Here is a 24,336-nt window from a genome sequence, read left to right on the forward strand (position 1 = left end):
GCAACACCGTATTTCTCCCTTTCTAGTTCGAGCTGCGGATCTGTTCCGGAGCTCTTTTTGTTATGTAGCAAAACCTGCATCGCTCCGTGCTGGGGATACGATGCCCTCGCATTTTTAATTTGACCTTACAAATGCCTTGACGGTATGTAAGATCAAACTTATGATTTAGTTAGTCGACTAATTAATAGGAGGGTAGCTTATGCATTCAGCCCGCAGCGAACGGCTGCTCGGACAATTATCCGAACTTGTGAAGCTGCATCGCTATAAAGTTCATGAGAAGCTGGTTAATCACCCCGAGCTGTACCCCGGACAACCTCCACTGCTGTTCCAGCTTGACCGTGAAGATGGTCAAACCCAGAAAAGTCTGGCCGAGAAGCTTCGCCGTACTCCTGCAACCGTTACAGTCATGCTGAAACGCATGGAAACATCGGGATATGTAAGGCGTGAAGCCGATCCGAATGACCAGCGCAGTCTGCGTGTCTATCTGACCGACCAGGGCCGCAGCGCGCTCAAGGAGTTGAGTGAGGTATTTCAGGAACTGGAGCTCCAGGCTCAGGAAGGATTTACGCCAGAAGAAACGCAGCTTATGTCAGCGCTTGCACAGCGCATGATTCACAACCTTCGTGAATCCTGAATGACGCATGGAATTGTAGCAGCATGATTTTTAGACTTCATTGAATGAGGTGATTTCCCTATTGTGGACGTTAAAACGATTTTTGACGCCTTATAAGTCAGCCGCCATACTCGCTCCACTCCTCATGGTGCTGGAGGTAGCCATGGACCTGCTTCAGCCGAAGCTGATGTCCAGCATTGTGGATGATGGCGTGCTTGCCGGTGACCTGCCCCATATTGTACGCACAGGGCTGTTCATGCTTTTGTTTGCCCTCATTGGCTGGGTTGGCGGAGCAGGCTGTACACTCTTTTCCAGCAAAGCGTCTGTAGGATATGGTACGGATCTGCGCCAGGAGCTGTTCGACCATATTCAAACCTTTTCCTTCCGTAATTTGGACACATTCCAGGAAGGATCGCTCATCACGCGTCTAACGAGCGATATTACGCAGATGCAGACCTTTGTACAGATGCTCCTGCGAATGTTCATCCGGTCGCCGATGCTGATCATCGGCAGTATTATTATGGCATTTACGATCAGTATCAAGCTGGCGCTGATCCTCATGATGACCGTACCTGTTCTCTTTGTCATTCTGTATATTCTCATATCCGCTTCCTATCCGCTTTTTGCCAGCGTGCAGAACAAGCTGGATCAAGTCAACGCCGTTCTGCAGGAAAATCTAGCTGGGATTCGTGTCGTCAAGGCTTTTGCACGTGCAGGCACGGAGAAAAAGCGTTTCAATCAATCCAATGAGGATTATACGGGAACAGCGGTAAAAGCCTGGCGCATTGTTACGCTGAATGCACCTGTACTCAGCCTGATGCTGAATGCGACCATCGTAGCCGTATTGTGGTTTGGCGGGTTTCAGGTTGTAGGAGGCGATATTGCAGCCGGGGATCTGATTGCTTTTATCAACTATGTAACGGTGGTGCTCTCCTCCCTTACCTCCATCGGCATGATGATGATGAGTTACTCCCGGGCCAAGGTGTCTGCTGCGCGGATCAACGAGGTTCTACATACAGAGCCGGACATTCAGTCAGGCCATGAAGCCCAGAGAGAGAATGCATTGCCGAATCAGGCCACTCAGGTTGGCTCCAATCCGGCATCCAGGGCTGATCGCCGACCAGGTGAGGTGGAATTCCGGGACGTTTCGTTCCGTTATGACGGCGAAAATGCCCTCACGGGAGTTAATCTTACTGCGCGAGCAGGGGAAAAAGTAGCTTTACTCGGTTCCACCGGTTCAGGCAAGACATCACTCGTGCAGCTGATCCCCCGCTTATATGATGCCTCACTCGGTGAAGTACTCGTTGGTGGCGTTAATGTACGAAACTGGGATCTTCAGCTGCTTCGCAGCAGAGTGTCCATTGTATTGCAGGAATCCATTCTGTTCAGCGGCAGCATTCGGGATAATATCGGCTTCGGCAGACCGGATGCCACGGATGCCGAGATCCGTGCGGCGGCGCGGGCAGCGGCAGCGGATGAATTTATCATGAACCTTAAAGATGGATACGACACGGAGCTTGGACAGCGGGGAGTCAATCTCTCCGGCGGGCAGAAACAGCGTATTTCCATTGCGCGTGCCCTGCTCATGCGGCCGGATGTTCTTATTTTGGATGACAGTACGAGTGCAGTCGATCTGCGAACCGAAGCAAGCATTCAGAGAGCACTGCTTTCCCTGATGAAAGACAGTACAACCTTTTTAATTGCACAGCGCATATCTTCGGTGAAGGATGCGGACTGCATTTACGTGCTGGATGAGGGGAGAATCGTGGCAAGTGGTACACATGAAGAACTCATGGCCAATTCCACACACTATCAATCCATTTATGATTCCCAACAACGGAAGGAGGATGTTCAATTTGGCTAAACCTGCATCTTCCTCCGCACAGCCACCTGTCGTTCCTCCGATCGGAAGACCTGGAGCGGGCCGGGGACCTGTTCCGAAAGTAAGAGCCAAAAATGCCAAGCACGCCATCCTGCGAGTGTGGTCTTACATGGGACGCCATCGCAAAGGGGTTATCATGGCTCTGGTCCTTACCGCTCTCGGAACACTGCTTAATCTGGCGGGCCCCTACCTTCTCGGCCGTGCCGTCAATGAGCATATCGTGCCGAAAGTAACGGACGGCCTATTGAAGGACTGCCTCCTGTTACTGACGGTGTATGTCCTGAGTTCGCTCATGATGTGGGGACAGTCTTATGTCATGATCGGCGTATCCCAATTGACGGTGAAGGATCTGCGCCAGGCTTTGTTCTCCAGGCTGCAGCAGCTGCCCATCAGCTTTTTTGACAAAAATCAAAGCGGAGACCTGATGAGCCGGGCTACCAATGATATCGATAACGTGTCCACTACCCTGAATCAGAGTGTGACTCAGCTGATGTCCAGTGCGATCCTTCTTGTCGGTTCGCTGTCGATCATGCTTGCTCTGGATATCCGACTGACGCTTCTCAGTCTGGTGACCGTGCCGTTAATCACCATTGCGACCAAGCTGATCGCTTCCAGAACACGCAAACATTTTTCTGCCCAGCAGAAGCTGCTCGGTGAGCTGAATGGTTATGCACAGGAAACGATCGCCGGACAAAAGGTGGTTGCCGCCTATAACCGTCAAGAACAGGCGCACCAGCATTTTGAGAACCTGAATGAAAAGCTGCGTACAGCGAGTACGCAGGCCCAAACCGTATCCGGGCTGGTTGGACCTACGATGAACGTCATGAACAACATTGGATTTGCCATTCTCGCAGCAGTAGGTGGATGGATGGCTTACCACGATTTAACGTCCATCGGACTGATTGTAAGCTTTCTCGCCTATTCCCGGCAGATTGAGCGACCACTTAACGATCTTGCGAACCAGTACAACCTGATTCAGGCAGCCATTGCCGGTGCTGAGCGTGTGTTTCAGATTATGGATACACCAAGTGAATACGAAGAGAAACAGGAGAAGCAGCTGGATCACATTCAAGGTAAAGTTGTTTTTGAAAATGTATCCTTTGGATACAATTCCGATAGAGAGATTCTGAAAAATGTCAGCTTCACCGCGCAGCCTGGCGAGATGATTGCTCTGGTCGGGCCAACAGGTGCCGGCAAAACAACCATCATTAACCTGCTCCCCCGCTTCTATGAAATTACAGGCGGAAGCATTACCATTGATGGCACGGAGATCTCAAAGCTGGAGAAGGATCACCTCCGGCGCGGACTCGGTATTGTGCTGCAGGATGCCTACCTATTCTCGGGAACCATTCGTGATAATATTGCCTACGGCAAGCCGGATGCGACCGATGAGCAGATCAGGCAGGCAGCTGAGCTGGCCAATGCCCACTCCTTCATTCGCAAGCTGTCCCAAGGTTACGACACCCCCATTATTGCGGGCGGAAGCAATCTGAGCCAAGGACAGCGGCAATTGCTGACGATCGCTCGGGCCATTCTCGCCGATCCGGCCATTCTCATTTTGGATGAGGCAACGAGCAGTATTGATACCCGGACGGAAATGCAGATTCAGGAGGCGATGCGCACGTTGATGAAAGACCGGACCAGTTTCGTCATCGCCCATAGACTGAGCACGATTCGGGAGGCAGATCAGATACTGGTGATTGATTCAGGCCAGATTGCCGAGCGGGGTAACCACGAGGAACTCATGCAGCAAAAAGGATTTTATTATCAGCTCCATCAAGGTCAGCTAAACTGATCCATTAACTGAGCGACAACAGAAAAGCGCCGCACAAAGGTTCCCTGTACTGGGACCTGTGCGGCGTTTCATTTGTTCTAGGAGGTAACTTCTTAGGCAATTACTCCACGGCTACTACCGGGAGCTCCAGTGTAAACGTAGAGCCTACTCCCACTTCACTCCGTACCGTAATTTCTCCATGGTGATCATGAGCAATCTTTTGGCAGAGCGCCAGCCCAAGCCCCGTCCCTTCTTCCTTCGTTGTATAAAATGGATTAAATATATCGGCAAGGGCCTTCTCCGGTATGCCGCTTCCCGTATCCGTAATGGATGTATATGCTTTGTCTCCTTCATGAACAAGAACAATATGTACTTCACCGGGATCATTCATTGCTTCGAATGCATTGCGTATCAGGTTGATTAACACCTGTACAATTTTGTCCCGATCCATATGAACCATAACAGCTTCTCCCTTCAGCTCAAGCGAAATCCGGTGTCCACGGGATGCTGCATCTGACTCGGTTAATGACAAAACACGTTCAAGGCATTGACCCAGCCTCTCCGGTTTCATTAGATGAGCCTGCGGCTTGGAAAATTGCAGAAATTCTGCAGTCAGGTCCGTGACCCGGATCACTTCGCCCATAATCACTTCATACCATGGGGCAATATTGAAGGCTTGTCCACGTGACAGCTGCAAGAATCCACGAATCGCCGTGAGCGGATTACGGATTTCATGCGCCATGCCGGCTGCAAGTTCTCCAACAGCCCTGAGCCTTTCCGAACGGTAGATCTCTTCTTCATTCTTAATCCACTTGCTGCGCTGTGCCTGAAATAGTCGCTCCTCTGCAATCGTTATTAACTGCTGGAGGGTCTCTGCTGTCTCCGGATAGACCGAAATGCTATACGTAACCTGTAATCCTTTCAGATCGGTAGTTTGCATCGTACTCATTCGTTCCTCGATACCCGCAACCTCGGGCAAAATGATTGAAAATCGATCTCCCGCATAACGGGATATCCCATAAGCATCCGCAAAATGCTTGGAGATGCTCCCCCCTGTCCCCGCTATGATGGAACTCCAATTGTTTTCCACTTCCTTATTAAATCCGTTGAAATTCTGGATGTTCAGAAGAATAAGCAAAAAGGAGTGCTGCTTCTCTGCCGTTTCCTGCAGTGCATTCATATATCCTTCATAGTTGAGAAGCCCTGTAAGCGGGTCATGCAGGGTGAGGAATTGATTTTTCTCACGCAGTCTGCGCTTCTCAGCTTCACTGTTAATCAATGTATGGTACAGAAAGATTATAACAATTGCCGTGAGTAGATCGAATAAGGAAACCGACAATGTGTAGGCATCTATCGTAACGTAGGATAGCCGAATCCCTGTATATTGCAGCACGAGCAGGAGAGAAATGGGCAGGGTCTGCTCTACCCGCTGTTTGTTCTGAATCATGGTCATGATGAGCAGGTAATATAACATGTTGCACCAGTTCAACTCACTGAAATAGTGAAATACGCCAAGGAAGATCCACTGAATTTTCTGTAATACAGGATATCGTCTTTCTCCATAAATGCTGGCAACAAATAAGGCTCCGGCAAGGATCATCCATGTGAGGCTGGAAGTGCGGCCCAGAAAATAAGAGGACAGGATTACAAGCAGGCAACCCAGCGGAAAAATAACCCTTTTCATCGTGTACGTTAGCAAACAGCCTCGCCCCCCTTGACAATCTACTCATATCTAACACTTCATTTACATGCATTATATCGATTATGATTAGCTAATGTTGTCGATTAATGGAAGCTCTCCAAATTGGAATGGATAGGGCTCATGGATTATATACCATTTATTTAGCATCTTGAATAGCGTTCCTGCACATCATCCACCCTTTTTCTGGTATGTTATAATACAGTAATGGATTTATTTTCAATAAAATTGGAAGTTGCAGGTGATTCTCTTGGTGGAACGTAGAAGACCATTCGGAATTGGTACATTTTCGCTGCTCATTGTGGCTTTGGGATTTGCATTTAATTATGCATGGGGGCCTGATGATTTTAGGTTCGGGTATTACCTGTTTCATCAGATGAATTGGCCAATCTATAGCAAGGGTGACGAAGGACTGATTATTCCAACAGTAATAACTGCCATCTTCTGGATCCCTGCCATCATCATTGCAAGAAAACACAACGTACACTATGGTACAAAAACAGCTTCAATCGTGGCCGGTGCTATGCTGATCATCTGTTTCATAGGCCCTTTGGTTACTATGTTGGATTGGATCGTCAATTCATAAAGAAAAAAGAAGCCAGCGCTCTAACGTTCCAGAGCGCTGGCTTTATTCTTTCCTCTCCACATATCTATTTCTTCGCCATATATTTGCGGATATCAAATGCAACAGCGGCAACTATAATTAATCCTTTAATTATCAGCTGCCAATAGGGACTTACACCGATAAAGGTAAGGCCGTAGTTGATAACCCCGAAGATGAGCACACCGGCCATAACACCTGGCACTGTTCCGATGCCTCCTGCTGTTGAAACGCCACCAACAACACACGCCGCAATGGCATCCAGCTCATACATATTGCCGTAGTTATTCGTCGCTCCGCCTGTGCGCGCTGCCTCCAGCACACCCCCCAGTCCATACAACGCGCCCGCAATGGAATACAGGGCAATCAAATTACGTGCGACATGAATTCCCGACACATGCGCGGCCTGGATGTTGCCGCCAATGGCGTACATATTTTTACCGAGGCGGGTTTTGTTAAAAACGACCCAACAGATTAAGGCTACTGCAATCGCAATCAGTACAATATAAGGGATCGAGTAGCCCCCACCCAGATCAATATAGCCTGATCCGATCACCGTGAAGTCCGGTCTAAGTCCTCCAATCGGCTGTGACTGGTTGGGCTCTGTATCAAAATAAATCGAGTTCAAACCATATACGGCTACCATCGTTCCCAGTGTGGCGATAAATGGAGGTACATGCAGCTTGGCGACTATAATTCCATTAACCAATCCGACAATCAGACCAGCCACAATTCCGATAATAATAGGCAGCCCTACCCATAAATGCGGCAGATCCGGGAAGAAGCGATTGGCATATTCGTCAATTTGCAGCATGGACGCGGATACCACAGCCGTCAGACCCACCACCCGGCCAGCAGACAGATCGACCCCGCCAGTGACGAGAATGAAGGCCGCCCCGAGTGCAATGATGGCCCTTGTGGAGGACTGCTGCAATATATCCCGTAGGGTAGAGAAAGCAAGGAAGTTCGGGTCCGCAATGGCAATGCCGATGACAAGCAGAATAAGTACGATAAAGATGGCTCGCTGCGTTACATACTGTTTCACCTGATTGATGACTTGCGTATTCATCTGTTTCCTCCTGTCTAAGCCATCCGCTGCTGAGCGGCCAGCCTCATAATTTCCTGCTCTGTGGCGTCGGCTCCGTCTACAATGCCGGTCAGCCTTCCTTCACTCATCACCATGATCCGGTCGGACATCCCGAGCAGTTCAGGCATCTCCGAGCTGATCATGATAATGCTTTTGCCCTGACGAGCCAGTTCCGTAATAATGGTGTAGATTTCAAACTTGGCCCCCACATCAATGCCCCGCGTCGGTTCATCAAGCAGCAGAATCTCTGGGCTGGTCAATAGCCACCGTGCCAGAAGCACTTTCTGTTGATTCCCCCCTGAAAGGTTGCGAATCAGCGTGTTAACGGAAGGCGTTTTAGTTCTGAATTTCTGAGTTTGCTCCCTTGCCTCTTCGCGTCCCTTCTTTTCATCCAGCAGCCCAACCCGGTTCCGGTACCTTCCCAGACTCGCAATGATCGTATTTTCATATACGGACAACACCGGAAATATGCCCGTAACCCTCCGTTCCTCGGTCAGCAGCGCCATATGATGACGTTTCGCTGCGGCAGGTGAGTTGATCTTCACCTTGCGTCCATGAATCGAGATTCTGCCCGAAGCAAACCCTCGCAGTCCGAACAGGGATTCGATCAGTTCCGTCCGCTGCGCTCCAACGAGCCCGCCAATACCGAGTACTTCCCCTTTTCGGAGCTCAAACGTAATGTCCTTGAAAGAGTGGGCCTGGCTGGATGTTAACCCTTCTGCCTTCAAAATCACTTCGCCAGGAACGTTGGTCCGCTCCGGAAAACGTTCGTCCAGATCCCGTCCAACCATGCGGGTGATGATCAGATCGGTAGTCAGATCAGCAGCATCCCAGGTACCGACAACAAACCCGTCACGCATAATGGTGACTTCGTCCGAAATCGTGAGGATTTCCTCCATTTTGTGTGAGATGTAGATAATCGATACGCCTCGGCTGCGAAGCTCGTTAATGATAGCGAACAGCTGCTCTACTTCCTTGCCTGTCAGAGATGAGGTCGGCTCATCCATAACAATGACTTTGGATTGAAAAGAGACCGCTTTGGCGATTTCCATGGATTGTATTTTGGATACGGATAATGTTCCTGCCTGTGCCTTCGGGTCGATATCCAGATTCAGGTCTTTAAACAAGGCCAAGGTATCGGCATACATCTTCTTCTCGTCGACCAGTAACCCTCTCATCGGGAAACGTCCCAGCCATATATTCTCCATCACGGGACGATGAGGCACCGGATTCAGCTCCTGATGGATCATGGATATGCCTTGCTGCAGTGCTGCTTTGGAATTCGGAATGTCGACCTCTTTTCCATCGATTCGAATCGTGCCTTCATCCGGTCGGTACATGCCGAACAAACATTTCATCAGTGTCGATTTGCCCGCCCCATTCTCTCCCATCAGGGCGTGGACCGATCCGGGCTTCACCTTCAGGGTAACCTGACTAAGTGCCTGCACACCTGGAAACCCCTTCGAAATTCCGTCCATCTCCAGCAGATAAGGTGATGCCATTTGGGTTCCTCCCTTCCATATGCCCAGAAAAAAAGGACGCCACCGGTAAGACGGACGTCCCTCTCTGCTGCTGTTATTGGGCGTCGGCAATGTTGTCTTTCGTAATTTTCTTGTAGGCAATCCAGACATATTTGCCATCCGTAATGTCATACCCCGTATTTTCCTTCGTCGGCGTCTCGCCCTTGGCGAGTGCCGCAGCCAAAGCCACTGTTGCTGCGCCCTGGTTCTTCGCATCATTTAATACGGTGCCCAGCATCGTGCCATCCTGAAGCGCCTGAATGGCAGGAGCCGTTGCATCCACACCAACGACAGGCATCGCCTTGCCGTCCTTGAAGTATCCTGCTGCCTTCAATGCTTCGATGGCACCGAGTGCCATGTCATCGTTGTTGGCAAGTACAGCTTCAATCTTGTCGCCGTGGGAAGCGAGGAATGCCTGCATTTTCTCCTGGCCTTTGACCCGATCCCACATCGCCGTGTCTTCCGCCAGCGCCTCTACTTCAATACCTGCATCCTGGATCGCCTGTACGGAATATTTGGTCCGCAGCTCTGCATCCTGGTGCCCCGGCTCCCCTTTCAGCATGACGTACTGCAGTTTGCCGTCCCCGTTTTTGTCCGCTTCGGGATGTGCTTTCCAGTAATCTACAATCAGCTGGCCGGAGATCGTACCCGACTCTTCCGCCTTGGCACCGACGTAGTACACCTTATCCCATTTATTCATGTCTTCGGCAACCGGCTCACGGTTAAGGAAAACAACAGGAATGCTCGCAGCCTTGGCCTTGTCGATGATTACACCCGCTGCAGTACGGTCTACCGGATTTACGGCCATGGCACTGTATTTCTTGGATACGAAGAGATCCACTTTCTCATTCTGGGTCGGCTGTGCGTTCTGGCTATCCACGATATCGAGTGTGGCTTTGCCCTCTGCTGCTGCCGTCATCGCATTCCGTACGCCCGTCATGAACGTATCATCGAATTTGTAGATCGCAACACCAATTTTCGGCGTCTCCGTTCCGCCTGCTGCCTGCTCTCCTGTGTCAGTTCCTGTACTTCCACCCGCACTGTCTCCGCCGCTGCTGCACCCAGCCGCAGCAACCATGAAAGCGGTTAGCAGCAGTGTCATCCACGTTTTCTTCATATCCTAATGACCTCCCCCAAGTTCATTCGGCTTCACCGATGTCTTTATTATGAAAGGGTTTACAGCATTTTCGAATACAATATCTTCATCTGTTTTATCGAAATCTTCCTCTCTTCGGTTCATGTCTTCTATCTTCATTGAACAAACGGAAACAGCAGCTTCTGGTTATCCATCCAGAACATATTGTCCGTACTGACCAGCTTCGTTTCCAGCGTCACTCTGGCTTGCACCTGCTGATTATTCAGCCGTGCCACGGCCTGATTCAAACCAAGGTACCCTGCGCTGAAGCCATTTTGCACAATAAGATACTGGAATACCCCTTCCTGCAGCTGCTCCAGCTGCTGCTGCTCACTCCCGAAGCCTACAATGTTGACCTGATGCTCCAACTTGCGGCGATGCAGTTCATCCGCCGCTCCCAGAGACGCAGGCTCCTGCAAGGCAATGAAGCCGTCTACCTGCTGCTCGTCCAGGAGCTGCTTTGCTGCCTGCCAGCAGACTTCGCGGGTGCTGCATACGGACTTGGGTTCAACCTGGATACCCGGATACTGTACCAGCGCTTCCATGACCCCCTGCTCCCGGTGGATTAGCCCTGGATTCACAGGATCGGGCCCCAGCAAGGCTACACTGCCTCTGCCTCCCAGAAGCTCGGCCATCGCTTCACCTGCCTGCCGCCCAGCCTCCACATTATCCATGGAAATGACACTTGTAATGCCTTCTACAGGGAACTCATCGTTGAGAACAACCACCGGAACACTCATGCCGCTCTTATTCATCGTTTCGGCCTTCTGAATAATATCGCCAAGTACCTTCTCACTCAGTGGATCAACAAGCAGAGCGAAAGCGCCCTGTTCCAATGCCTGCGTCACTGCTCGGATCTGTGCCTGTTCGCGCTGACTGTAAGCCGAGTCATCCCGCCCGGACAACTCCTGCGGATCTCTGGCTCGGTGGATCGTCGAATCAGGATTGGATGGTGCATACGTTGCTGCCTCGGATGGAAATGCCTCCACCGTCAGCAGTTCAGCCCCATGTTCCTTGGCTGCTGCTTCTGCCCCAAGCCTTATCGCTTCAGCAAGTTCACCTGTCCCAGCAGGGGTAATCAGAGCGACACGAGGTGGCGGCAGCACAGAATCAGCATTGGAAATGCCACATGCCGTACTCAGAAATAAACAGCAGCCTGCCGCAGCGATCCCCATCCATCTACGTACACGAAGGAGGGGCTGACTGAACTTCTTGATGGAGTCTGGACGAAAGATCCTCCGGATGATTGCTTTATCTTCATTACCTTTTATCATAAAAATCGCCATCCTCCCGTTCATATTGAACCGGTATCCGAATCCAGACCGTCGTTCCTTCCTCCAGCTCACTCTCAAATTCAAGACCGCACCCTTCCCCGTAATAGAGCTGAATCCGGTCATGCACATTGCGCACGGCTACCCCTGATCCAGCACCACTCTTCACGATGGGACTGCCCTGAAGCAGTCCTGCCACCTGCTCCTCCGTCATGCCGACACCATTATCTGATATGCGGAATACCAGCTGGCCGCTCTCCCGATAGACGCGGATCTCAATGCAGCCTTCATCCGTGTGATACTCAATCCCATGCACGATGGCATTTTCAATTAACGGCTGAAGGACCAGCTTCAGTGTCAGACAGTCCAATGTATCCTCATCCGCATCCAGGCTGAACCGGAATTTGCGTTTGAACCGCATCTGCTGAATGGTCAGGTAATGGTGCGCATGCTCCAGCTCTTCACGGACGGTAATAATGGTTTTCCCTTGGCTGAGACTTATGCGAAATAGGCGTGAAAGCGATGTGATCATGGTGATTACTTCTTCATTACGACTCATGCCCACCATACGTACGACAGAATTCAATGTATTGTAGAGAAAATGAGGATTAATCTGGGCCTGCAATGCTTCCAGCTCGAGACGCCGTTTCTGTTCCTGCTCATGGATGATCTCATTCATCAGGGTACGAATCTTGTACACCATCAGGTTAAACCGACGGGATAGCCGCTCCACTTCAAGCGGTCCCTGAACGGGCAGCTCAACATTGAAGTCCCCTCTCTCCACGGCTTTCATCTTCCGCTCCATCCGCCGAATCGGACGTGTCAGACTGGAAGAGAGCAGCATGGACACGAGAATGACCAGTATTAACACAACCAGCAGTACCCGGACAAGATAGCCATTGACCTCCTGCCGGGTTGTCATGATTTCATCCAGGTAGGCCACACCGACAATTTTCCATCCAATATTGGCTACAGACTTCACGGTATTCAGTCTTTTCTGTCCATCCGCTTCATCTTCATAACTGCCTGTAGCCACCAAGGCCTGTTCGATATTTTCGCTTTTGAGTCCCATATACATCAGCTGCTGCTGAGGATGATAAACAATGTTGCCTGCGCTCTCGTCGATGATGTAGACATAACCCCGCTGCCCCAGACTGACCCTGCGACTCAGTTCATCCATCTGTTTGAAATTGATATCCACCAGCAGAATGACCTGTCGATCCTGACCATTTTGCCGTACAGTAATGCCTTTGCTCATCGATACGACCCACTTATAGGGGCCTGAGTACATGTTCTGAATATGAGGCAGTGAAAAGCTAAGGTGGTCCGGCACTCGGAGCGCAGATTGAAACCACCCTTGCTGTGTCACATGGGCGCTTGATTTCAACTCGGCGGAAGGTCTGTTCTTGAGCAGTTCGCCCTTGGAGTCGAGCAGTGTAATGGAGATAATGTCCTCCCTGCTGCTAAGCAGTGTATCCAGCTGTTTGTCCACCTGTTCCCCTTCCCAGGTTCCGTCCCGCAGCATATGCTCCTCGATGGCTCTGTAGAGATGCGACATGCTCCGGACATAGTCCTCCAAATTGTAGCTGACCTGATCGACAATCTGCCTCGTTGTCAGTTCGGCGCTTCGTTCGGCAGCCTGGGTGAATTTGTCATGCAGAAGCAGGGCCATGATGGTGAGCACAAGTACAATGAAGATGGAAAAGGACCACGTGATAATAGACCGAATACTGCTGACCTTCGAGGATCGAAGACGGAAACGCAGCCGGAGCCATAACTGTCCCATCCATCCGGCTATCGTTCTCATCGTTCTGCACCTTCACCCGTTATCATCCCGGACTGCTTGCGATATTCTTTGGGCGAGACGCCGATATGTTTCTTGAAGCAAAAGCTGAAATAATTCGGTTCGGCGAAGCCTACCCGTTCCGCAATCTCAAACGACTTCAGCTCCGTAGAGCGAAGCAGTTCCTTGGCCGCCTCCATACGGATCTGCATCAAATATTGCAGGAAGGTAAGCTGTACTTCTTTTTTGAAAATGCCACAAAAATAACCTGAACTGATATGCAGATATCCGCATACCTTCTGTATGGACAGATCGGGATCGGCATAATGTTCCTTCGTAAACCGCAGCGCCTGCTCCACAATATCCTTGTATACATGCTGGCGCCCGCTGGCAATCCGGTGCTGTACGAGCACGCAGACTTCCCTCACTTTGTCTTGTGCCTCAGACAGTCCCGGCAATCGGAACATATCCGCATACAATTGGAAACCGGAACCGAAGATATCCTCCATATCCTCACCAGATGCCTGCGCTGCCTTCCATACCGTCGTCAACACTTCAATCAGGTACAGCTGGATGTCCCCTCGACCATGCTCCACCGTAATTTCCCGGAAAATGATATCCAGTGCATCTTCAAGCTCTGTTCTGGTTCCTGCCTTGAGCGTACGGGTCAGCGTCTGCTGCTTTAGCTCGTCAAAACGCAGCTTGCCTGCAGTCTGCCGCTCCACGTCTGCAATATAGATAAGCGAATCCGTCCCCGGTACCAGTCTGTAGTCGAGCGCCAATAATGCATCCTCATAGGCATGTTTCACATCCGAGAGGGTATCGACCATGGACCCAGATCCCACCGTGGCCGGGATACGCAAGTAGTGATTAATGCTGCGGATGACATTTTCAAGGGCATACTGCTGACGTTTCTCCCCTTCACCCTGACCCCAGCGATCAATAAAAAGCAGAACAATGGCTTCCTGGTGCATAAAAGCATGTCCCGCCCCGTGTTCCTTCCATACTTCTTCGGCAATGTTAAGCGCAGCGAACTGCTTCAGTTCCGCATCCTCGGAGTGACGCAGTGATCCCCCGGAACCGTGGTTACCCTGTTTCTCCGATACGTTGTCTGCCCTGACCGATTCCTGAGTATTCACTCCAACTTGATTGCCATTCTTCTTCCCGTCACCCTCCATGTGCAGCGTCAGAACGGATACCCCATACCGTTCACCGTATAGGTCCAGACCGCACTGTTTGGCTTTGTCATGAATGTACGCCGGCGATTTCTGCCGATGCAGCAGTGTAGCCATCAGATCGGCCTGCACCAGCGGCAAGCTTGTATAATAATGATCCCGCAGCTGCCGGACATCTTCACGTTCTGCTACTTCAGATGCCATCTGCGCTCGCAGACGTGTAAGCAGTTCGGTCAGATGCCCGGCTGAGAACGGCTTCAGCAAATATTCATCCACACTCAGTGAGACGGCCTGCCTGGCATAATCGAATTCATCATACCCTGTCAAAATGACAACCTTCACGAGCGGGTTGCGTTCCCGCAGCCTTCGCGCAAGTTCCAGTCCATCCATAAACGGCATGCTGATGTCGGTTACTACAATATCGGGCTCAACCCTCTCGGCCATCTCCAACGCTTCACGGCCATTCTCTGCCAAACCAACGATTCGCAGGTCCAGGGCCTCCCAATCCACCTCTATGACTAATCCTTCGCGTACGTCTTCTTCATCATCCACCAGCAATACCCGGTACACGTCCGAATTCCTCCCCAGCTCTTTGGAATAATGCAAGATGCCTCATGTATATGTCGTTTCGATCCAAGGTTGCCATCATACTATACAATATTATTTCATTTGTGTAACCGCTTACTTTTTAAAGGGGCAAGGATTAAATTTATATCACACTCTTCTTGAAAAGATGGTAAATTATAGTTAAGACGGTCCGAGAAATTGCGAGAAAGGAACATGTTATTTCAAATGAACAGATTACAAGCCGGATTGTTAACCACAGGGATCGGCACCGTATTGCTTTGTAGCGGAGCCATCACCGAAACCATTCGATCTGATCAGCTTCATTCGCCTACGGAAACATTGATGTGGGAAGATTATTCTCAGGATCTAAGGAATAAATTAACACGTTCGTGGAGCGGGGGATTAGAGGCAATCCATAAGGTTATGGGTCAGGATAATGATAAGGAAAACCTAAGCAAGTGGAAGCTATATTATGATTGGGAGCATGCCAAACACCAGATTCCCCGCAAAGAGCACTCCTCTTTCATTCAGGTCTATTACGGGGATGCCCGAAGATCCTTGCTTGAAAATGGAGATTTCATGCCTGCGCTGCTTCTGGATCCTGATCATTCTAAAGCCATTCAGTTCTGGGAAAAGCATGATGGAACGTATGCAATCATAACAATGGAGAAGCGTTTAGATGAGGATGGAACGCGCAAATGGCTTGAAAGTGGTGCACAGATCATCAATAAGCCCTGATCCGCTCAACAGCAGATCAGGGCTATCATTCGTATGAAGTCTAAGATCAACGCAATACTAATTACGGTTGCATAGAACTCTTTATATCTTTTTATCTAATCCAAATGGTGAGATTCCTTCTCCTGCTCTACGGGATTGGCATTTAACTCTTTTACATATATCATCGTTCGGTCTGGATTCGTATGTCCCATCATTTCAGCCAGACGATGCAGTGGAACACGCTCAGCCATGGCATAGCCAAACCGATGACGCAGATCATGTGAACTTAATCCTTCCAATCCGGCTGCGGTCATTACTTTTTTAATCAAATGGCGAAGCGCCCTCTCGGTCAAACGATCATTAGTCTTCTCCGAAGGGAACAGGTAAGGGCTACCTGGACTCAGACCTTCCATATACTTTCTCAACATCGTAACACACACCGTATTCAACGGAATTCTCCGTTGTCCGTTTCGTTTATCGGCCCGCACCGTAAGCTGCCCGCTTCGCTTGCCCAGTTCAATATCGACTGGCTCCAGATTGCATATCTCCATCGTCCGCAGCCCCGTATGAAACATCAAGATCAAGATGGTCTGATCACGCAGGGAATTCCCCTGTTCGATCGCAGAGAGAAAAGCTTGTTCTTCTCCTGGTGTCATGCGGCGAGGACTCACCTTGTCTTCCGGAATGAACTTTAAAGTTTTGGAAGGATCAACGCTAATTTTGGACTCTGCTGCAGCCCATTTGAATAAGCGCTTCAGTGTAATCAGTCTGCGGTTAATCGTAGCTGGCTTCAGCTGCAAAACGTTGTGTGAATAATCACGGTAGCTCATTAACGTGGATGTATCCATGTTTTCAATACTGATATCCTTTTCTCCAAATGCTGTACTTCCTTTGCACCATTCAGGAAAATGCTTCAGATCACTCGCATATTCCTTTAATGTTTTGGGAGTTAATTTAGCCTGAATGGTAAGCATATGTATGAATTCCTGAACAACCATTTCCCCATGTACCGACATACCAGATACCTTATCCATTAGAAAAAACCTCCAAATCTTGACTTATATTAGCGGACATGGTATTATCATATTAATCGATACATTAGCGGACATCAAGTCTGTGGTTTGAATATACCTGATCAGTGTTAATTTCTTATTAACCCTAATCAAAATGGTCGTTTAAAAACTTATTTTCTGGAGGAATTACATGCAAACAGGTACAGTGAAATGGTTCAACGCGGACAAAGGTTTCGGTTTTATCGAAATTGAAGAAGGAAATGACGTTTTTGTTCATTTCAGCGCTATCCAAAGTGACGGGTTCAAAACATTGGATGAAGGACAACGCGTTCAATTCGAAGTAACCCAAGGTAACCGTGGACCACAAGCTGAGAACGTTACAGTCATCTAATATATTCAAGCTGCCTTAACAGGCAGCTTTTTATTTTTATTCGATTCCTGTCCTATCAGATCTTTCGACCAACCGAATACTCCATCAAACCAAAGTGAGGGATTACACATGGATAAGGAACAATTGATTGCAGAAGTAGCCAAGTCTGGCGGATTCTCCAAAAAGAACGCTGAAAAGGCTGTCACCGTCGTACTTGATTCGATTTTGGAAGCTTTAAAGGAAGGTCAAGAAGTTCAGCTTGTCGGGTTTGGAAAATTCGAAGTGCGTGAGCGTGAGGCACGTATGGGCAAAAGCCGAAGAACCGGCAAGGAAATTCAGCTTCCGGCAGGGAAAGTCCCTGTATTCACGGCAGGATTGATGATGAAAGAAGCTTTGAATTAAGGCAGCACACCACAGTATCGGAAAGAAGGTTTTTATTCAAACGAACAACAATAATTATAATGCACATGCAACATTTTCTACGGTTGATGACATTCTTAACTATTATTCCGACAAGAAGACCAACCAGGATAACGCAAAGGATCACACCCATTCAACAGCCCCTTCAGCAGAGTCTGAACACACTTCATCATCACCCACTCGCTAACAGACCCTTTCATATTGGACAACAAAAAGCCCTGCTCCGCTTATAAACGGTCCAGGGCTTGATTTATGTTTACTCCAATACCCAGGGGGAGTGTATCTTGGGGACATCATTAATCAACTGCCTTGTATAGGGATGCTCCGCTTGGTGAATGACTTCCTCCGCTTTTCCTGTCTCCACCATCCGCCCGTTTTCCATAATGCAGATCGTGTCGCTCACATAATAAGCGAGACCCACGTCATGGGTGATAAACACAATGGTCATCCGGTTCTCATCACGCAGCTTGAGCAGCATATCCAAAATGGTGGAGCGCGAACAGGCATCTACCATGGAAGTGGGCTCATCGGCGATCAGCACTTTCGGGTGCAGCATGAAAATTCTTGCAATCATTAACCGCTGCATCTGTCCACCGGACAGCTCAAACGGATATTTGTTGTACAACTCCTCAAACTTCAGATTCACGAAGGAACAAGCTTCCTTCATTTTGATGTACGCCTCATCCTGGCTGAGCTTCAACCCTTGCAATTTAATGCAATCCACGAGCAGCTTCTCTACCCGGTGAAAAACATTGAACGAGGAAAACGGATCCTGGAAAATGGCCTGGATATCCTTCCAATAGGCTTTGCGTTCACGATATCGTCCAAGCTGCCTCGGTTTTCCGTTATATTCGATGGCGCCACTCGTTTCCTTAAGCAGGCCCATAATCATCTTCGCAAGTGTGGTCTTGCCACTGCCGCTCTCTCCAACAATCGAAATAATCTCGCCTTCGTGAAAATCGAAGCTGACATGGTCTACTGCCGCCTTTTTACGGTTGCCTGTACCGTATACCTTCGTCAAATGACGGCCGCTGATCAGCACCTTTCCCATCGCCATGCGGGTTCACTCCTTCCGGGAGTCATGAATCAAGCTGCTCCTCTTTCCTGATCTGCTCCAGGATCTCCGGTGTCAGCAGGCAGCGATAGATCCGTTCTTGCACTTGGATATTCTCAATCTTGCCCTGACGACATTCATCTGTAACCAGCGTGCAGCGCTCAGCGAATCTACAGCCTTCAGGCACATGCTTCAGATTCGGCGGAGCGCCAGGTATCGCTGCAAGCTTATGTTCCTTCATCCCCTCTTCCGGTACAATGATGGACCCCATCAGTTTACGGGTATAGGGGTGCAGTGGATTGAAGATCATCTGGTCCGCCGTTCCCCGTTCCACAATTTCGCCGGCATACATGACCATAATCTCATCCGTGACGTGATACAGAAGCGGCAGCTCATGGGTGATAAACACCAGGGACTTGATCACTTCGCGTTTCAGCAAATCCTTCAGTAGACGGATGACCGCCTTCTGTGAAGTCACATCCAGAGCGGATGTCGGTTCATCCGCAATGAGCACTTTTGGATTCAAAATGGTTGAGATGGCAATGACCGTTCTCTGCTTCATGCCACCGGACAATTCATTTGGATACATATCCAGCACATCCGGGGACAGATTCAGCGATTGGAAACGCTCGGCTGCCATCCTCCGCACTTCCTGACGCTTCATCTCCGGACGATGCTCTTTCATAATATCCTCGATGAAACGGATAATGCGCAGCGTTGGATTAAGTGCATTCATCGCAGCCTGCGGAATATAGGCAATTTCCTTTCCGAGAATGCGGGAGCGCAGCTGCTCCTTGTTCAGCTGCATAATGTCCGTGCCATTGATCCGGATCGAACCACTGCCATAATGCAGGGGCGGGAAATAAAAGCCCATCAGGCTGAGTGCCAGTGTTGACTTGCCGCAGCCGGACTCCCCCGCAATGCCCAGCGTCTGCCCTTCTTTCAATCCAAACTCTACCCCGTCAACCGCATAAACATTCTCTTTAAGCCGGGTACGGTAATAAGTTTTGAGGCCGCTGACCTGAAGTATAGGTTGGTCCATGGTCTTAGCTCCTTATTTTCGGATTAAAGATTTCGTCCATGCCCGTATTCATCAGATAGAGCGAGAACGTAATGACGGCAATGGCCATTGCCGCAGGAATGAATGCCCACCATGCTCCTGCTACCGGAGCTTCAAATACCAGTGCCCAGTTCATCAGAATGCCGAGTGATATCGTGTTATACGGACCGAGCCCCAGCATCGAAATGGAGGCTTCGGACAGAATGCCCGAGGCGGTCTGGAGCACAAAGGCCATGACAACATAAGACGCAATATACGGCAGAATCTCATGGATAATAATACGCGGAGTGCTATGTCCTGAAATTTTCGCAATATGCACATGATCCCGGCTCCGCAGGGATGTTGTCTGTGCACGTACCGCCCTGGCTGTCCAGGGCCAGCTCGTGATGCCAATAATAATGGCCGTTACGAGCGAACTGCGGGAATCGATACTGACCGAGATGAGAATCAAAATGATAAAAGAAGGAATCACGATGAAAATATTCGTAACTGCTGTCAGGAAATTGTCCAGCATGCCCCCGATATATCCGGATACCAAGCCCATAATCAGACCTATGACTGTTGCAAAAACGCCCGCGATCAGCCCCACCCGTATGGATGTCTGGATGCCATACATCAATTCCAGAAAGATATCGCGCCCAAAGTTGTCTGATCCCAGCAGCAATCCATCCCCCGGAGGCTGGAACGCCATCGCAATCATTTCCAGCGGATCACTGCGATTGATGAGCGGATAGATGGTAACAAGCAGCAGCATGCCTACAAAAGTCACCGCACCGATCATAAACTTGGGCGACTTCAGCAAAATAGAGATCGAATGCTTCATGTCATTGTTCCTCCATTTGAGCAGCCTTGATGCGCGGATCAATGAAGCCATAGATTACATCAATCGTGAAATTGGCCAGCAGCACGGCAACGGCAATCAGCAGTGTACATCCTGAAATGAGCGGATAATCGAGCTGACGTATGGCGGTGAACAGCCAGGTGCCAATGCCCGGATAACTGAACACAATTTCACAGATCAGGGATCCACCAACCATGGTGCCAATGGAGAGCGCCAGTCCCGTGATCTGCGGCAGCATGGCATTGCGGAACACATAGCGGGCAATGCGGCCGTCCCGGATACCAAGGAGTTTGCTGTACAGCACATAGTCCGAATTCAGCTCGTAGATCGACATCTCCCGCATGCCTATCGCCTGACCGCCAATGGTTACGAGCACAATGGACAGGAACGGCAAGGTATGGTGGCGTATGACCGACATGATAAAGTCGAAGCTTAGCTGAGGTACCATCTGGAAGTCGTATCCACCGGACAGCGGAAACCATTTCAGTGTTAAAGCAAAGACATACAGCATAATAATAGCCAGAGTGAAAAAAGGAATGGAATTAATAAACAGCGCTACAGGAAACAGCACTTTATCAAAAACACCTTTCCGGTACGCCGCGATGGCACCGAGCAAATTGCCGATCAACCAGCCCACCAGGATAGCTGGGAGCTGAAGCCCCACCGTCCAAGGGACGGCGGAGGCCAGAATGTCCGTTACAGGCTTCGGATACAATCCGAAGGACGTGCCGAGATTGCCTGTGAAGAGATTTTTCAGGTAAATGCCAAACTGGGTCCACAGGGGCTGATCGATACCAAATTCAACGGTAAATGTCTCATACACCCGCTTGATGGAGTCCGAATCAGTCATGCCTGCGGTCATTTTGGAAGCGATCATGCTCACCGGGTTGCCTTCAATCAGTCTTGGCAGAATAAAATTCAATCCGACGGCAATGATCAGGGTCAGGCCATACCAGAACACTTTTTTCGCTACATATCTGGCGTAGGCATTCATTGGATCCAGCACCCCCCGAATTTTACGGATAAGGCCATATTTGTACTAAGGTGAGAACGCTCTTGTATCTCCTAATTATGAATTTGGTAAAGTGCCTTGATACCTGCGCCATCCATGGAAATCTGCGGTGGAATATTGGTACCGTCCCCTTCGGAAGGGAAGCCTTTCCAGACGGACTCATTTACGGTATCAAAAACCCACGGTCTATACATCAGAGGAATGGACGGGATGTCTTTCAGCCAGATCGTATTAAGCTCTGTGTACAGTGCTTTCAGTTTTGCCTCATCGGATACGGAAGGAATCTCTTCAATGATTGCGTCTGCACGGTCATTCTGGTAACGGCCCCAGTTCCAGAATGCCATCTCCCCGAGTGGTGCGACGCCTTTTGAATACATGATGGTCATGGCACGGTTCCACGGCTGGCTCGGACTCACACCGCCCGCAGGCGTGTTCATGATAATATCGAATTTGCCAGTCTGCAGATCATTGGTCCATACCGGGGATTCCGGGAATTTGGTTCGAATTTCAATACCGATTGCTTTGGCGCTCTGTGCAACAATCTCCAGCGCCGCATTCCAGTCAGACCAGCCGTATGGACACTCAATTTCAAACGGTCCGAGACGGGTACCATTCAGTACACGAATGCCATCTTTGCCTTTGGCAGCCCCAATCGAATCAAGCAGCGCATTGGCCCCTTCCACATCGGTGGTCCACTGCAGAGACTTGATTGCATTCTGATCAATATACTTGGACTCGGCATCCGAGTTCAAGGTCAGCGAAGGCTGCATCGGTGCAGAATAACCGCTCATTGCCAGTTCGGAGATCTTGTCATAGTTGATGCTCATGGCAATGGCCCGGCGGACATCTGCGTTATCCAGTCCGGCTTTGGAGAGATTGAAGAATATGCTCGGCATGGAACCAGGGAGATAGTAAGGAGCATCTTTCAAATAGGTTTTGACCGGAGCGCCGCCTTCCCACATTTTCCACACCTGCGGGATAAACTGTTGGGAGACGTCCACTTGCCCACTCTTGAACGCCAGATCACCTGCCGCATTATCCTTATAGATCACATGGGTGATATACTTCGGTGCTGGCAGCTTGCCGAACAGCTTTTGTCCCCAGTAGTTATCGTCGCGAATAATGGTAATTTTCTGATCATTGTAGAAGTGCAGCTTGTAAGCTCCGGTGCCCACCGGGTTATCGTTGATTTCTTTGCGGATCGCTGTCAGATCATTATTATTTTTCTTCTCGATCTCTTCCCAGATATGCTTCGGCAGCATCGGGATTAATTCAATGCTATCCAGTACGGTCAGTTTGTTGGGATTATCAGGGTTCAGCTTGATTTCCACGGACTGGGTTCCATCAGCTTTCACTTCCTGAATATAGGTCCAGAAACTGCTCCAGTTAATGTCGTATTTCTTGCCCAGTTCATAGGTGTACACCACATCATCTGCGGTAAAAGGCTTCCCGTCACTCCACTTGGCATCCGCGTTCAGCTCGATCCGCAGCGTCGTGTCATCCGTCCATTCGTATGACTTGCCGAGCAGCGGCTCAAGTGCTCCATCCAGCTGGTTCACCATAAATAAGGTCTCATACAGGAGCTCCCTGGAGTTTCCGTAATTCACAGGGAAGGCGGGATTGCCGCTGAGCAGATTGAAATTGGTGGGGGGGCCCCACTGCAATCCATTGACATACAGCGTCTCGTTGCGCGGAGTCTCCTTATTGGTTTGTGGGGCCGGTTCATTTTGGGTCGTTGCAGCTGGTGGATCTACCGTTCCTTGCGGTTCACTTACCGACGGTGGCTGAACACTTTGGCATCCGGCCAATAGAGCAGCCGACAATAACAGGGCGATGAGCGGTTTTGCAGCACTCTTGACTCGCATCCTGAACCCCTCCGTGAATTCATATTGGTATTTGGAAGCGCTTACTTAACGATATTCTATGAGATATATCACATGAAACATTCCATCTCTTTCCTCAATGTCGAGACATTATTTTTTTGCGGCTAGGCCAAAGGGTGTAGGCATATGGTGTCCAAATAAAAACAGCCGGCTCCGTCAGGAACCAGCTGTTGCCTTGTTTTTTTGAAAACCAATCCTATCTGCTATTTAAAAGTTCCTTCAATGTCTTCAGGTCATATGTGGAAACCAATTGTTCCAAATGGGTATCCAGCCACTCTTCATCCTGATCCCACCATTTCAGTTCCAGCAGCAGCTCAATCGTTTCGTCGTCAAAGCGCTTTTTGATCGGATTGGCTGGGTTGCCACCCACAATGACATACGGCTCGATGTTCCGTGTTACCGTCGAATTGGACGCAACGATGGCTCCGTCGCCGATCGTGACGCCTGGCATAATCGTTACATTTTGCCCAAGCCATACGTCGTTACCCAGTACGGTATCGCCCTTAAATGGCAGCTGATCCAGAGTGGGCGTCACTCTCTCCCATCCTCCACCGAAAATATTGAAAGGATAGGTCGTCATGCCCTCCATCCGGTGGTTTGCACCATTCATAATGAAGGTCACACCTTCTGCAATCGCACAAAACTTGCCGATCACCAGGCGATCCCCAAGAAAATCATAATGATGCAGAATTCGGTCATAGAAATGTTCAGGCGGATTACTATTGTCGCTATAGTAGGTATAGTCACCGATGTCCACATTGGGGCGAGGCGGCAAATTTTGAATATAACAAACGGTGCGAATATTCTCGTTGGGGAAAAGTTTTGATTTATCGGGAGCCATACTTATTCCTCCTTTTTC

The 24,336-nt window shown here is 49.6% G+C and carries 21 protein-coding genes; 7 read left to right on the forward strand and 14 right to left on the reverse strand.

The annotated features are described in order from the left end of the window. The first annotated feature begins 199 nt into the window (after positions 1-199). The 3 genes from AC3WQ3_RS10205 (at position 200) to AC3WQ3_RS10215 (ending at position 4,290) form a co-directional block, all read left to right on the forward strand. Positions 200-634, forward strand: coding sequence for a MarR family winged helix-turn-helix transcriptional regulator (locus AC3WQ3_RS10205; protein WP_492472178.1), 435 nt, complete (start codon positions 200-202; stop codon positions 632-634). Positions 635-695: 61 nt separating this feature from the next. Beyond that, entirely contained in the window at positions 696-2,477 is a 1,782-nt protein-coding gene (locus AC3WQ3_RS10210; protein WP_492472179.1) for an ABC transporter ATP-binding protein, read from the forward strand. Next, positions 2,470-4,290: an ABC transporter ATP-binding protein gene (locus tag AC3WQ3_RS10215; protein ID WP_492472180.1), complete on the forward strand. Its 1,821-nt coding sequence runs from the start codon at positions 2,470-2,472 to the stop codon at positions 4,288-4,290. Before AC3WQ3_RS10210 ends, AC3WQ3_RS10215 begins: the two co-directional genes overlap by 8 nt. A gap of 100 nt (positions 4,291-4,390) precedes the next feature. Here AC3WQ3_RS10215 and AC3WQ3_RS10220 read toward each other — a convergent pair whose 3' ends face one another. Further along, positions 4,391-5,953, reverse strand: coding sequence for a sensor histidine kinase (locus tag AC3WQ3_RS10220; protein WP_492472181.1), 1,563 nt, complete (start codon positions 5,951-5,953; stop codon positions 4,391-4,393). Between the two features lie 268 nt (positions 5,954-6,221). Here AC3WQ3_RS10220 and AC3WQ3_RS10225 point away from each other — a divergent pair, with 268 nt between their 5' ends. Then, positions 6,222-6,554 (forward strand): hypothetical protein, encoded by a 333-nt coding sequence (locus AC3WQ3_RS10225; protein WP_154892788.1) that lies wholly within the window; start codon positions 6,222-6,224, stop codon positions 6,552-6,554. Positions 6,555-6,618: 64 nt separating this feature from the next. On the opposite strand, the gene mglC is transcribed toward AC3WQ3_RS10225, so the two are convergent. The 6 genes from mglC to AC3WQ3_RS10255 all read right to left on the reverse strand — a co-directional run bounded on the left by mglC (position 6,619) and on the right by AC3WQ3_RS10255 (position 15,110). Continuing rightward, a complete protein-coding gene (mglC, locus tag AC3WQ3_RS10230) occupies positions 6,619-7,638 on the reverse strand; it encodes a galactose/methyl galactoside ABC transporter permease MglC (RefSeq protein ID WP_492472182.1) in 1,020 nt (339 codons plus the stop codon). 14 nt (positions 7,639-7,652) lie between these two features. Further along, positions 7,653-9,158 carry a sugar ABC transporter ATP-binding protein gene (locus tag AC3WQ3_RS10235; RefSeq protein ID WP_492472183.1) on the reverse strand — a complete coding sequence of 502 codons (1,506 nt, stop codon included), beginning with the start codon at positions 9,156-9,158 and terminating at the stop codon, positions 7,653-7,655. Positions 9,159-9,231: 73 nt separating this feature from the next. After that, complete coding sequence (locus tag AC3WQ3_RS10240; protein ID WP_492472184.1) at positions 9,232-10,293, reverse strand: galactose ABC transporter substrate-binding protein; 1,062 nt, start codon at positions 10,291-10,293, stop codon at positions 9,232-9,234. Positions 10,294-10,427: 134 nt separating this feature from the next. After that, on the reverse strand, positions 10,428-11,585 hold the full coding sequence (locus AC3WQ3_RS10245) for a substrate-binding domain-containing protein (RefSeq protein WP_492472185.1): 1,158 nt from the start codon (positions 11,583-11,585) through the stop codon (positions 10,428-10,430). Further along, positions 11,572-13,389, reverse strand: coding sequence for a cache domain-containing sensor histidine kinase (locus AC3WQ3_RS10250; RefSeq protein WP_492472186.1), 1,818 nt, complete (start codon positions 13,387-13,389; stop codon positions 11,572-11,574). Before AC3WQ3_RS10250 ends, AC3WQ3_RS10245 begins: the two co-directional genes overlap by 14 nt. Beyond that, positions 13,386-15,110, reverse strand: coding sequence for a response regulator transcription factor (locus AC3WQ3_RS10255; protein ID WP_492472187.1), 1,725 nt, complete (start codon positions 15,108-15,110; stop codon positions 13,386-13,388). The genes AC3WQ3_RS10250 and AC3WQ3_RS10255 overlap by 4 nt, the downstream gene beginning before the upstream one ends. 222 nt (positions 15,111-15,332) lie before the next feature. On the opposite strand from AC3WQ3_RS10255, the gene AC3WQ3_RS10260 reads away from it, so the two are divergent. Further along, positions 15,333-15,845: a hypothetical protein gene (locus tag AC3WQ3_RS10260; RefSeq protein WP_492472188.1), complete on the forward strand. Its 513-nt coding sequence runs from the start codon at positions 15,333-15,335 to the stop codon at positions 15,843-15,845. A 95-nt stretch (positions 15,846-15,940) separates the two neighbouring features. On the opposite strand, the gene AC3WQ3_RS10265 is transcribed toward AC3WQ3_RS10260, so the two are convergent. Further along, the gene (locus AC3WQ3_RS10265; RefSeq protein ID WP_492472189.1) at positions 15,941-16,858 is read right to left on the reverse strand and encodes a tyrosine-type recombinase/integrase; all 918 of its coding nucleotides are present in this window, start codon (positions 16,856-16,858) and stop codon (positions 15,941-15,943) included. A gap of 169 nt (positions 16,859-17,027) precedes the next feature. On the opposite strand from AC3WQ3_RS10265, the gene AC3WQ3_RS10270 reads away from it, so the two are divergent. Next, complete coding sequence (locus AC3WQ3_RS10270; protein WP_095288763.1) at positions 17,028-17,228, forward strand: cold-shock protein; 201 nt, start codon at positions 17,028-17,030, stop codon at positions 17,226-17,228. Between the two features lie 108 nt (positions 17,229-17,336). Further along, positions 17,337-17,609, forward strand: coding sequence for an HU family DNA-binding protein (locus AC3WQ3_RS10275; RefSeq protein ID WP_127538529.1), 273 nt, complete (start codon positions 17,337-17,339; stop codon positions 17,607-17,609). Between the two features lie 274 nt (positions 17,610-17,883). On the opposite strand, the gene AC3WQ3_RS10280 is transcribed toward AC3WQ3_RS10275, so the two are convergent. The 6 genes from AC3WQ3_RS10280 to AC3WQ3_RS10305 form a co-directional block, all read right to left on the reverse strand. After that, entirely contained in the window at positions 17,884-18,684 is an 801-nt protein-coding gene (locus AC3WQ3_RS10280) for an ABC transporter ATP-binding protein (protein WP_492472190.1), read from the reverse strand. A 22-nt stretch (positions 18,685-18,706) separates the two neighbouring features. Next, the gene (locus AC3WQ3_RS10285) at positions 18,707-19,723 is read right to left on the reverse strand and encodes an ABC transporter ATP-binding protein (protein ID WP_095288761.1); all 1,017 of its coding nucleotides are present in this window, start codon (positions 19,721-19,723) and stop codon (positions 18,707-18,709) included. Between the two features lie 4 nt (positions 19,724-19,727). Continuing rightward, positions 19,728-20,564, reverse strand: coding sequence for an ABC transporter permease (locus AC3WQ3_RS10290; protein WP_095288760.1), 837 nt, complete (start codon positions 20,562-20,564; stop codon positions 19,728-19,730). Between the two features lies 1 nt (position 20,565). Continuing rightward, on the reverse strand, positions 20,566-21,576 hold the full coding sequence (locus tag AC3WQ3_RS10295) for an ABC transporter permease (protein ID WP_095288759.1): 1,011 nt from the start codon (positions 21,574-21,576) through the stop codon (positions 20,566-20,568). A gap of 71 nt (positions 21,577-21,647) precedes the next feature. Continuing rightward, positions 21,648-23,459, reverse strand: coding sequence for an ABC transporter substrate-binding protein (locus AC3WQ3_RS10300; RefSeq protein WP_492472191.1), 1,812 nt, complete (start codon positions 23,457-23,459; stop codon positions 21,648-21,650). Positions 23,460-23,673: 214 nt separating this feature from the next. Further along, positions 23,674-24,318 carry a Vat family streptogramin A O-acetyltransferase gene (locus AC3WQ3_RS10305; protein WP_492472192.1) on the reverse strand — a complete coding sequence of 215 codons (645 nt, stop codon included), beginning with the start codon at positions 24,316-24,318 and terminating at the stop codon, positions 23,674-23,676. Positions 24,319-24,336: the final 18 nt, after the last annotated feature.

The organism is Paenibacillus sp. FW104-T2 (genome assembly GCF_058789975.1).

What these genes read in the sequence shown, in the direction of transcription:
- AC3WQ3_RS10205 (WP_492472178.1), top strand. Translation starts at nt 200, where the DNA reads ATGCATTCAGCCCGCAGCGAACGGCTGCTCGGACAATTATCCGAACTT.
- AC3WQ3_RS10305 (WP_492472192.1), bottom strand. Translation starts at nt 24,318, where the DNA reads ATGGCTCCCGATAAATCAAAACTTTTCCCCAACGAGAATATTCGCACC.
- AC3WQ3_RS10290 (WP_095288760.1), bottom strand. Translation starts at nt 20,564, where the DNA reads ATGAAGCATTCGATCTCTATTTTGCTGAAGTCGCCCAAGTTTATGATC.
- AC3WQ3_RS10285 (WP_095288761.1), bottom strand. Translation starts at nt 19,723, where the DNA reads ATGGACCAACCTATACTTCAGGTCAGCGGCCTCAAAACTTATTACCGT.
- AC3WQ3_RS10265 (WP_492472189.1), bottom strand. Translation starts at nt 16,858, where the DNA reads ATGGATAAGGTATCTGGTATGTCGGTACATGGGGAAATGGTTGTTCAG.
- AC3WQ3_RS10220 (WP_492472181.1), bottom strand. Translation starts at nt 5,953, where the DNA reads ATGAAAAGGGTTATTTTTCCGCTGGGTTGCCTGCTTGTAATCCTGTCC.
- AC3WQ3_RS10245 (WP_492472185.1), bottom strand. Translation starts at nt 11,585, where the DNA reads ATGATAAAAGGTAATGAAGATAAAGCAATCATCCGGAGGATCTTTCGT.
- AC3WQ3_RS10270 (WP_095288763.1), top strand. Translation starts at nt 17,028, where the DNA reads ATGCAAACAGGTACAGTGAAATGGTTCAACGCGGACAAAGGTTTCGGT.
- AC3WQ3_RS10235 (WP_492472183.1), bottom strand. Translation starts at nt 9,158, where the DNA reads ATGGCATCACCTTATCTGCTGGAGATGGACGGAATTTCGAAGGGGTTT.
- mglC (WP_492472182.1), bottom strand. Translation starts at nt 7,638, where the DNA reads ATGAATACGCAAGTCATCAATCAGGTGAAACAGTATGTAACGCAGCGA.
- AC3WQ3_RS10275 (WP_127538529.1), top strand. Translation starts at nt 17,337, where the DNA reads ATGGATAAGGAACAATTGATTGCAGAAGTAGCCAAGTCTGGCGGATTC.
- AC3WQ3_RS10260 (WP_492472188.1), top strand. Translation starts at nt 15,333, where the DNA reads ATGAACAGATTACAAGCCGGATTGTTAACCACAGGGATCGGCACCGTA.
- AC3WQ3_RS10250 (WP_492472186.1), bottom strand. Translation starts at nt 13,389, where the DNA reads ATGAGAACGATAGCCGGATGGATGGGACAGTTATGGCTCCGGCTGCGT.
- AC3WQ3_RS10240 (WP_492472184.1), bottom strand. Translation starts at nt 10,293, where the DNA reads ATGAAGAAAACGTGGATGACACTGCTGCTAACCGCTTTCATGGTTGCT.
- AC3WQ3_RS10295 (WP_095288759.1), bottom strand. Translation starts at nt 21,576, where the DNA reads ATGAATGCCTACGCCAGATATGTAGCGAAAAAAGTGTTCTGGTATGGC.
- AC3WQ3_RS10280 (WP_492472190.1), bottom strand. Translation starts at nt 18,684, where the DNA reads ATGGCGATGGGAAAGGTGCTGATCAGCGGCCGTCATTTGACGAAGGTA.
- AC3WQ3_RS10300 (WP_492472191.1), bottom strand. Translation starts at nt 23,459, where the DNA reads ATGCGAGTCAAGAGTGCTGCAAAACCGCTCATCGCCCTGTTATTGTCG.